The sequence below is a fragment of the Thiocystis minor genome, from assembly GCF_016653465.1.
GTDB lineage: Bacteria > Pseudomonadota > Gammaproteobacteria > Chromatiales > Chromatiaceae > Chromatium > Chromatium minus.
Window position 1 is genome coordinate 1 of record NZ_NHSQ01000127.1, and the last position, 8,800, is coordinate 8,800.

At 59.4% G+C, this 8,800-nt stretch carries 9 protein-coding genes; 8 read left to right on the top strand and 1 reads right to left on the bottom strand.

Features of this window, described 5'->3' with window-relative positions:
- The first annotated feature begins 404 nt into the window (after positions 1-404).
- Genes rpmH through mnmE form a run of 5 tightly spaced genes read left to right on the top strand, consistent with a single transcriptional unit; the run spans position 405 to position 4,184 of the window.
- Positions 405-539 carry a 50S ribosomal protein L34 gene (rpmH, locus tag CCR95_RS17540; RefSeq protein WP_201096733.1) on the top strand — a complete coding sequence of 45 codons (135 nt, stop codon included), beginning with the start codon at positions 405-407 and terminating at the stop codon, positions 537-539.
- A 3-nt stretch (positions 540-542) separates the two neighbouring features.
- Positions 543-932 (top strand): ribonuclease P protein component, encoded by a 390-nt coding sequence (rnpA, locus tag CCR95_RS17545; RefSeq protein ID WP_201096750.1) that lies wholly within the window; start codon positions 543-545, stop codon positions 930-932.
- Positions 917-1,153: a membrane protein insertion efficiency factor YidD gene (gene yidD, locus CCR95_RS17550; protein ID WP_201096735.1), complete on the top strand. Its 237-nt coding sequence runs from the start codon at positions 917-919 to the stop codon at positions 1,151-1,153. The genes rnpA and yidD overlap by 16 nt, the downstream gene beginning before the upstream one ends.
- Complete coding sequence (gene yidC, locus CCR95_RS17555) at positions 1,146-2,819, top strand: membrane protein insertase YidC (RefSeq protein ID WP_201096738.1); 1,674 nt, start codon at positions 1,146-1,148, stop codon at positions 2,817-2,819. Before yidD ends, yidC begins: the two co-directional genes overlap by 8 nt.
- Positions 2,820-2,840: 21 nt before the next feature.
- Positions 2,841-4,184 carry a tRNA uridine-5-carboxymethylaminomethyl(34) synthesis GTPase MnmE gene (gene mnmE / locus CCR95_RS17560; RefSeq protein ID WP_201096740.1) on the top strand — a complete coding sequence of 448 codons (1,344 nt, stop codon included), beginning with the start codon at positions 2,841-2,843 and terminating at the stop codon, positions 4,182-4,184.
- A gap of 107 nt (positions 4,185-4,291) precedes the next feature.
- On the opposite strand, the gene CCR95_RS17565 is transcribed toward mnmE, so the two are convergent.
- Complete coding sequence (locus tag CCR95_RS17565; protein WP_201096742.1) at positions 4,292-5,662, bottom strand: MFS transporter; 1,371 nt, start codon at positions 5,660-5,662, stop codon at positions 4,292-4,294.
- A gap of 359 nt (positions 5,663-6,021) precedes the next feature.
- Between CCR95_RS17565 and rsxA the strand changes: the two genes are divergently transcribed.
- The 3 genes from rsxA to rsxC are packed head-to-tail and all read left to right on the top strand — an operon-like array spanning position 6,022 to position 8,784.
- Positions 6,022-6,603 (top strand): electron transport complex subunit RsxA, encoded by a 582-nt coding sequence (rsxA, locus tag CCR95_RS17570; RefSeq protein ID WP_201096744.1) that lies wholly within the window; start codon positions 6,022-6,024, stop codon positions 6,601-6,603.
- Positions 6,604-6,616: 13 nt separating this feature from the next.
- Positions 6,617-7,189, top strand: a complete 573-nt coding sequence (gene rsxB / locus CCR95_RS17575) for an electron transport complex subunit RsxB (protein WP_201096746.1) — start codon at positions 6,617-6,619, stop codon at positions 7,187-7,189.
- Positions 7,189-8,784 (top strand): electron transport complex subunit RsxC, encoded by a 1,596-nt coding sequence (gene rsxC / locus CCR95_RS17580; RefSeq protein WP_201096748.1) that lies wholly within the window; start codon positions 7,189-7,191, stop codon positions 8,782-8,784. Before rsxB ends, rsxC begins: the two co-directional genes overlap by 1 nt.
- Positions 8,785-8,800 lie beyond the last annotated feature (16 nt).

Genomic DNA, 8,800 nt, shown 5'->3' on the forward strand with positions numbered 1-8,800 from the left:
TCGCGGCGCGCGTCGCCCAGAGCGATCCCGCGAAATTCGTCTTCTGCCCAGCCCATGCGATCCCCAATGAACGTGAATGCTCAAACCTATTTTACCCGCACACGGGGAGTTGTGTGTAATGGGATGCCTTAGAGGGCAGGCCAGGATGGCCTGCCTACGTAACGGACCATCTCCGTTAGCAAGACTTGCGCGCTGTTGTTCTAGCGCGGCCATCCGAGCGATGACAAAAACGATAACTTAAACGGTGAGTCTAGCTGTCTCCGACATACTTATCCACAACCATACGTCAGCAAAAATCCTCCCTCAGCATTGACTTTGCACCAAAAACAGCTTAGATTTCCGGATCTTTTCAGGCTAGGTTTATTAACCTGGCTCAATCTTAACTCTCTAAGGATTTCTGCCAAATGAAGCGCACTTTTCAACCGAGCCGCCTTAAACGCGCGAGAACCCATGGATATCGTGCACGCAGTGCCACACGTAACGGTCTCAAGGTTCTGAGCGCCCGACGCGCCAAGGGCCGTGCACGCCTGTCTTCGTAAGTTCTGAAGAACCCTGCAGGCTCATCCGGCTTTCTTGACAGTCGCTTTTCTCGCGAAAACAGGCTTCGCAGCGCCTTAGAGTTTAGGCGTGTATTTGCGCGTCCTGCGCGAACAGGAAAGATCGGATTCGTCGTCCTATATCGTGCTAATGGCTTAAGCAGTGCGCGGCTTGGCTTGGCTATTTCGAAGAAATGCGCGCGGCGCGCTGTCGATAGAAACCGGCTCAAGCGGATCGCGCGCGAGAGTTTTCGGATGCATCGCCAATCGATCCCTGGGGTAGATATCGTCATCCTCTGTTCGGACGGTGCTCCGAGGATACCTAACCAGCGGCTCTTTTCTCTCTTAGAGCAAGCTTGGGCCATCATCAGGAATCAGCTATGCATCGAATCTTGATCGGCACGATCAAGGTATATCAATACCTGATTAGCCCGCTCATCGGACCTCATTGCCGCTTTTATCCCACCTGCTCCCAGTATGCCGTGGAAGCCATTGAGCGCCATGGCATCGCGCATGGTAGCTATTTGGCCGTACGCCGCTTATCCCGCTGCCATCCATGGCACGCGGGCGGTATTGATCCAGTCCCTCACGAAAGGCAGACCACGACTCATGGATAACCAGCGATTGATTCTATTTTTTTCGCTTGCTGCAGTGCTGTTCTTGATTTATGAGTCTTGGATGCAGGACTACGGGCGTTCCGCAACCTCTCCAGTCACGCAAGAGCAGGCTCAAGCGGGATCATCCACGCTACGGAACACGCCTCAAGACGTCCCCGACGTTCCCTCGACACCCGAAGCGGTTACCGCAGGCGTCTCGATAGACCAAGCGACAATGCGGTCAGACCAATCTCCTATACTGGTGGAAACCGATCTCCTGAAGGTTGAGATTTCTCCGCGTGGCGGCACTATCACCGGCGCATGGTTATTGAACTATGCGGTGACGCCCGAAAGTCCCGAGGCAAAACTTCAGTTGCTGAAGCCGGTTCCCCCAAACATGTTCATCGCCCAGTCTGGGCTGCTTGATGAACGCGCGTCCTTGCTGCCGACCCATGAAGGATTATTCGCAAGCGAAAAGTCAGATTATCGGCTCGAACCGAACGAGGATCATCTTGACGTGGTGTTGGTTTGGCGCAGTGATACAGGTGTAGAGGTCAAGAAACTCTACCAGTTCACGCGTGGAAGCTATGTCGTGAAGACCAGTCAAATCGTGAACAATGCCACAGACTCCTCCATCGTGGCCTGGGAATACAATCAGCTTCAACGAACAGAGTTTAACGATCCCAACGAGTCCAAGTTCGTCAATAACTATACGGGTGGCGTTTTCTACAGCCCCGACGGTAAATTTAAGAAAATTACCTTTGATGTAATGGCCAAGGGAAACCCTGACCAACTGGTCATGGATGGGTGGATTGCCATGATTCAGCACTATTTCCTTGTCGCATGGATACCTCCACGCAATTTGCAGGAAACTTTTTATACTAAAGTCTTAGATGGCTCCCGGTACATCATCGGTAAGCGATCATCCGCAGTCAGCATCGCATCCGGAACCACCTACGCATTCGAGAACCAGCTATTCATTGGCCCAAAACTTCAAGACACGCTTGCCAGCATTGCACCTGGATTGGAGTTGGCCGTCGATTATGGTTGGCTGACCGTCATTGCCCAGCCGATCTACTGGCTGCTCAGTAAGATTCATGCACTGGTGGGGAACTGGGGCTGGTCGATCATTTTCCTGACTATTCTGATCAAGCTGGCTTTCTACAAGCTGTCCGAGACCAGCTACAAATCCATGGCGAACATGCGCCAACTGACACCACGCCTGCAGGCACTCAAGGATCGCTACGGAGATGACAAGCAGCGGCTGAATCAGGCCATGATGGAAATGTATAAAACCGAGAAAATCAATCCGCTTGGCGGCTGTTTGCCGATCCTGATTCAGATTCCGGTCTTTATCGCGCTCTACTGGGTTCTTCTCCAAAGCGTCGAGATGCGCCAGGCGCCATTCATGCTCTGGCTCGATAATCTCTCCGCGCCTGATCCATACTTTGTGCTGCCGCTGATCATGGGTGTTTCCATGTATATTCAGCAGAAATTGAATCCCCCGCCGCCGGATCCGATGCAGGCAAAGATCATGATGAGCCTGCCATTCGTGTTCACCGTGTTCTTCGCTTTCTTCCCATCGGGACTCGTTCTCTACTGGGTTGTCAACAACCTGCTCTCCATCGCGCAGCAATGGCATATCACCCGCAATATCGAGAAGGCGGCGGCCAAACGTAAACGGTAAATTTCTCATCCTGTTGATTGCATGATCTCCGATACCGAGACCATCGCCGCTGTTGCCACACCGCCAGGCAAAGGTGGAATTGGTATCGTTCGGGTTAGCGGCCCCTTGGTTGCGTCAATTGCTAACGCGATCGTCGGACGCATGCTCACCCCACGTATCGCCAGCGTCGCAGTATTTAGGGACGCCAAGGGGCGATTCATCGACGAAGGGATCGCGCTCTTCTTTCAGGCACCAAAATCGTTTACGGGCGAGGATGTCCTGGAACTACAGGGTCACGGAGGCTCTGTCGTACTGGACTTGATATTGCGTCGTTGCCTTGAACTTGGAGCGCGCGTGGCGCGCCCCGGGGAATTCACTGAACGCGCCTATCTAAACGGCAAACTGGATCTCGCACAGGCCGAGGCCGTTGCCGACATGATTGAAAGCTCGACAGCCTTAGCCGTGCGTCTCGCCGGGCAGAGCTTGCAAGGCGTTTTTTCGCGCCGGATCAAAACGCTGATTGAGCATCTGGTACAGCTCCGGATGTTGGTTGAAGCAACGCTTGACTTCCCAGACGAGGACATCGATTTCGCCACGGAACAATCCGTCGAGAGCGATCTTCACAAGCTCATCGAAATGACAAGGCAAGTCATGAAAGAAGCCCATCAAGGGCAGATGATCCGGGAAGGGCTTGTCGTTGTCATTGCAGGATTACCGAATGTCGGTAAGTCAAGTATCCTCAACGCATTGACCTGTGCGGATTCAGCGATTGTTACACCGATACCAGGTACTACCCGTGATCTTCTGAAGCTTGATATTCAAGTCGACGGACTGCCAATTCGCATCGTGGATACCGCGGGGATTCGCCAAGCCATGGATCCCGTCGAGCAGGAAGGTGTGCGTCGGGCACGTGAACAGATGGTCAAGGCCGATCTGGTGCTCTGGGTTTATGACTCGATCGAGGGTGCCGGCCAAATAGGCTGCGAAGACTTGACACTGGATTGCCCAATCACGAATGTCAGAAATAAAATTGACCTCTTGGGTCTTGATCCACAACTCACGGAATCGAAATCGGGAACGGAGATCTTTCTTTCTGCTGCAACGGGTGCCGGCATCGATCTTTTAAAAAGCCATCTGAAATCGATGGCTGGTCTTGGCTCAACTCCCGAGGGTGCCTTCATTGCCCGTCGCAGACATCTCGACGCGTTGAGCCGAGGAATGCAATCTCTGGATGTCGCGCTGCAGCATCTCATGAATAAAAGGGACGCGGAATTGGTTGCCGAAGAGCTTTTCCAGGCACAGCAGGTATTTGGAGAGATAACCGGCCAATTCACTTCCGATGACCTTCTCGGGCGGATTTTCTCCAGTTTCTGCATCGGCAAATAACAAGCCTCCCACTGCCTTCAGTAAAACCCACCGCTGGCTTTGGCGATCAGCGATCCGATCCCCGATAACGTCAAACCCAAGTTAACAGATCGATCCTTCATCAGCGATTAGTGTTTGAAAGCAGTGGAGACTTTAGGCGAAGGCGAAGGCGAAAGCGCTTCGCTTGCCTCGGAGGCGGATGCTTGATGCCGGCAGCGCGTCTCGCGCACGAAGAGCGCCGCCGCCAGTCCCAGCAAGGCGAAACCGCTGGAGAGCCACAGGCCGTGGCGATAATCGCTCAGGGCGTATTGACGAACACCATCGACCAGCGCGCCGTCCCAGGTGAGATCCAGCATCCAGCCGAAAGCCGGCTGCAAAATCGCCGCCCCAAGAAAAAGCCCGGTGTTGACCAACGCAATGGCCATGCCCGCCACGCCGGGCGGCACCACCTCTTTGGCCGCGGCATAGCCCACCACGAAGCCGCCAGCGGCGAGACCGAGCAGCCCATAGAGCGTCAACCCGCTCCAACCCGGCCCCCAGGGCAGGAGAATCAGCGCCAGCCAGACCAGCACCGAGAGCCCGCTGGCCCCGACGATAACCGGTTTTCGCCGCCCCAGATGGTCCGACAGCCAACCCATCGCGAAGCAGCCAAGCGCGAATCCGGTGAGGGCGGCGGTGGTATAGAGCGACGCCTCGGTGCGCGCCAGACCAAAGCTGTCGCGCATCAGCGGCACGCCCCAGAGTCCGGCGAAGGCGAAGAGGCTACCGGCAATCCCGAACATCATGAAGAAGTTGGGCCAAACCGCGCGGGTGGCAAAGACGCCGCGCAGATCGTGCAACCAGTGACGGTGGCGCGCGGGATGGGCCGGCAGACCTTCCAGTTCGCGCACCGAGGGCAGACCCGCATCTGCCGGCCGGCTGCGCACAAAGAGTGCGGTCAGCAGGGCGATGACCATGGACAGGATGCCGATCCCGATAAAAACCGTGCGCCAGGAAGCGGCGCCGAGCAGGACCGCCAGCGGACCGGCGGCCAGAATGGAGCCGATATTGCCGAGCAGGAGCGTCAGCCCGCTGATCGCGCCGTAGGAGCGTTCGCTGAACCATTGGGTGTTGGAGCGCATGAGTCCGACAAAGACCACCGAGACCCCGAGCCCGACCAGAAAGCGGCCGGTCGCGGCGGCCTCGAAGGTCTCGGCGACCCCGAACAGGATCGAACCAACTCCCGCCACCAGACAGCCCAGCGCCACCCCGACGCGCGTCCCCAGGGTATCCGCCAGCACCCCGGCGGGAATCTGCATGACGGTGTAGACGTAGTAATACATGGCCGCCAGCGAGCCGAGCGCCGCCCCGCTGGTCTGGAAGGTTGCCATCAGATCCGCCGCCACCACGCCCGGCGCCATGCGGTGAAAATACACCGTCATATAGGCCAGGATCAGGATGGCGAAGATACTCCAGCGCAGACGCCGAAAGCGTCTCGAGTCGGCGGATTCGATAGGCATGACGGGCCTCTGGTCTGGACCGGGAGGGACGGACGCCCGCCAGCGGTTCTTTGGAAGGCACAATGCTACAGCAGCGCACGCCCCTGGGATCGCCGAGTCGTACTCGGCTGCTGGCTTCGCTGCCGGAGAGCCGAGTACAACTCGGCGATCCCAGACTCCCGCCACACTCGCGCCGAGCCGCAACAATCACGTAAAACCACAAGATCGATAACCCTACCGTACCTCGGTTGTAGCAAGAAAGTGCATGGCGTATTCTCCTGAGGCGATTTTTGCAAAAGCCCATACCTGGAAATCACGTAAAGATCCTGATCGACTGGCCTCAACCCTGTGCTCAAACCGCGCCGCATCGACGATACCGCATGACTGAATACGCGCTTATCCTGGTCGGCACCGTCCTGGTCAACAATTTCGTGCTGGTCAAGTTTCTTGGTCTCTGTCCCTTCATGGGCGTCTCTAAGAAACTGGAAACCGCCACCGGGATGGGGCTGGCGACGACCTTCGTGATGACCCTCTCCTCGCTCATTGCCTGGCTGGTCAATCACTGGCTGCTGGTTCCGCTCGACATCGAATATCTGCGCACCATCGCCTTCATCCTCGTGATTGCCGCCGTGGTCCAGTTCACCGAGACGGTCATGCGCAAGATCAGCCCGATGCTCTATCAGGTGCTGGGTATCTTTTTGCCGCTGATCACAACCAACTGCGCCGTGCTCGGCGTCGCGCTGCTGAATCAGCAGTCGGAACACACCCTAGTCGAGGCACTCCTGTCCGGATTCGGCGCGGCCGTCGGCTTCTCGCTGGTGCTGACCCTATTCGCCGGAATCCGCGAGCGGGTCGCCGTCGCGGATGTGCCCGAACCCTTCCAGGGCAGCGCCATCGCCTTGATCACCGCTGGTCTGATGTCGCTCGCCTTCATGGGCTTCGCCGGACTGGTCGCGCACTGAGGCGCGTCCCCAGATGCTGATCGCGATTCTGGCCATCGCCGCGCTTGCCGTCCTGTTCGGGGTTTTGCTCGGATACTCGGCGATCCGTTTTCAGGTCGTGGGCGATCCCATCGCCGATCAGATCGACAGTCTGCTGCCCCAGACCCAATGCGGACAATGCGGTTATCCCGGCTGTCGCCCCTACGCGGAGGCAATCGCCAGAGGCGAGGCCGAGCTGAATCTCTGCCTGCCCGGCGGCGAGGCAACGACGCTGGCGCTGGCGGATCTGCTCGGACGCGAGGCGGTCGCCCCCAACACCCGGAAGAAACGTCCGGCCGTCGCGGTCATCGATGCGCAATCCTGCATTGGCTGCACGCTCTGTCTCCAAACCTGTCCGGTGGACGCCATCATCGGCGCGGCCAAGCAGTTGCACGGCGTCCTCGCCTCCGAGTGCACAGGCTGCGAACTCTGCCTGCCGCCCTGTCCGGTGAACTGTATCCGCATGGTTCCGGTATCCGAGGATATCCCCCATTGGCGCTGGCCCTATCCCGGCGAGCCGCCCGATGCGGAGTCCGACGCACAACCCGAACGGCGGGAGGCTGCCTGATGGCTCTCGCGCGCCTGCGCCCCGTGCCTTGGTTCGGCGCCAACCGCCGGCTCTGGACCTTCCATGGCGGCATTCATATCCCGGACGAAAAAGCCCTGTCGAATGCCGCGCCGATCGAGCTTGCGCCACTGCCACGGTTTCTTGTCATCCCGCTGCAGCAGCATCTTGGCGCCCCAGCGCGCCCACTGGCGCGCGTCGGCGAGCGGGTGCTCAAGGGCCAGACGATCGCCGAGGCCAACGGCTATATCAGCGCCCCGGTGCATGCGTCGAGTTCGGGCATCCTGATCGCGATCGAGGAACGTCCGGTCGCGCATCCCTCGGGTCTGTCCGCCCTGTGCGCGGTGATCGAAACCGATGGCGAGGACACCTGGGCCGAGCTTCCGCCTCCCCTGCCCGATTACCCTCGGCTCGATCCGCAAATCGTGCGCGAGCGCATCCGCTGGGCCGGCGTGGTCGGCATGGGCGGCGCGACCTTCCCGACCCACGTCAAGCTCAGCCCCGGAACCGACCGCGAGATCCAGACCCTGATCCTCAACGGCGCCGAGTGCGAGCCATATATCACCTGCGATGACCGCCTGATGCGCGAGCATGGCCATCGGATCCTGGAGGGCGCGCGAATCATGCGTCATCTGCTCGGAGCCGCGCGGGTGCTGATCGGGATCGAGGACAACAAACCGGAGGCCATCGCGGCCCTGCGCGACGCCCTCTCCGAAACGGATCTGCGCGACGCCACCGAGGTCGTCCCCATCCCCACGCTTTATCCGAGCGGCGGCGAGAAGCAGCTCATCCGCATCCTGACCGGCCGCGAGGTACCGACCCAGGGACTTCCGGCGCACATCGGGATGGTCTGCCAGAACGTCGCCTCGGCGGCGGCGGTTGCCGACGCGGTGCTGGAAGGACGCCCGCTGATCTCGCGGATCGTCACCGTGACGGGTCGGGCCATCACCGCCCCGCGCAACCTGGAGGTTCTCATCGGCACGCCCGCCAGCGAATTGATCGCGCACTGCGGCGGCTACTGCGAAACGCCTCGCAAACTGATTTGCGGCGGACCCATGATGGGCTTCGCGCTGAGTCATCCCGAAGCTCCCCTGACCAAGGGAACCAACTGTCTGCTGGCCCTGACCGCCGCCGAGAGCCCCGATCCCGGCCCCGCGCTGGCCTGCATCCGCTGCGGTCGCTGCGCCGATGTCTGCCCGGCCAAGTTGTTGCCGCAACAGTTATATTGGCATGCCCGCGCCAAGGATCTCGACCGGGTCCAGGACTACAACCTGTTCGACTGCATCGAGTGCGGCTGCTGCGCCCAGGTTTGCCCGAGCCATATCCCACTGGTCCAGTATTACCGTTATGCCAAGACCGAGGTGTACGTGCGCGAGCAGGAAAAACGCAAAGCCGAACAGGCCCGCGCCCGTCACGAAGCCAAGCAGGCGCGACTGGAGCGGCAGGAACGCGAGCGCCAGGCCCGGCTGCGTCGGCAGAAAGCGGCGCTTGCTGCCAAACCGTCACCGGACGCGGCTGGCGAGGATCCTCGCAAGGCCATGATCGAGGCCGCCCGCCAGCGGGTTGCGGCGAGGAAGGCCACCACGCCGGGGGATTAAGGGGCAAGGGGCAAGG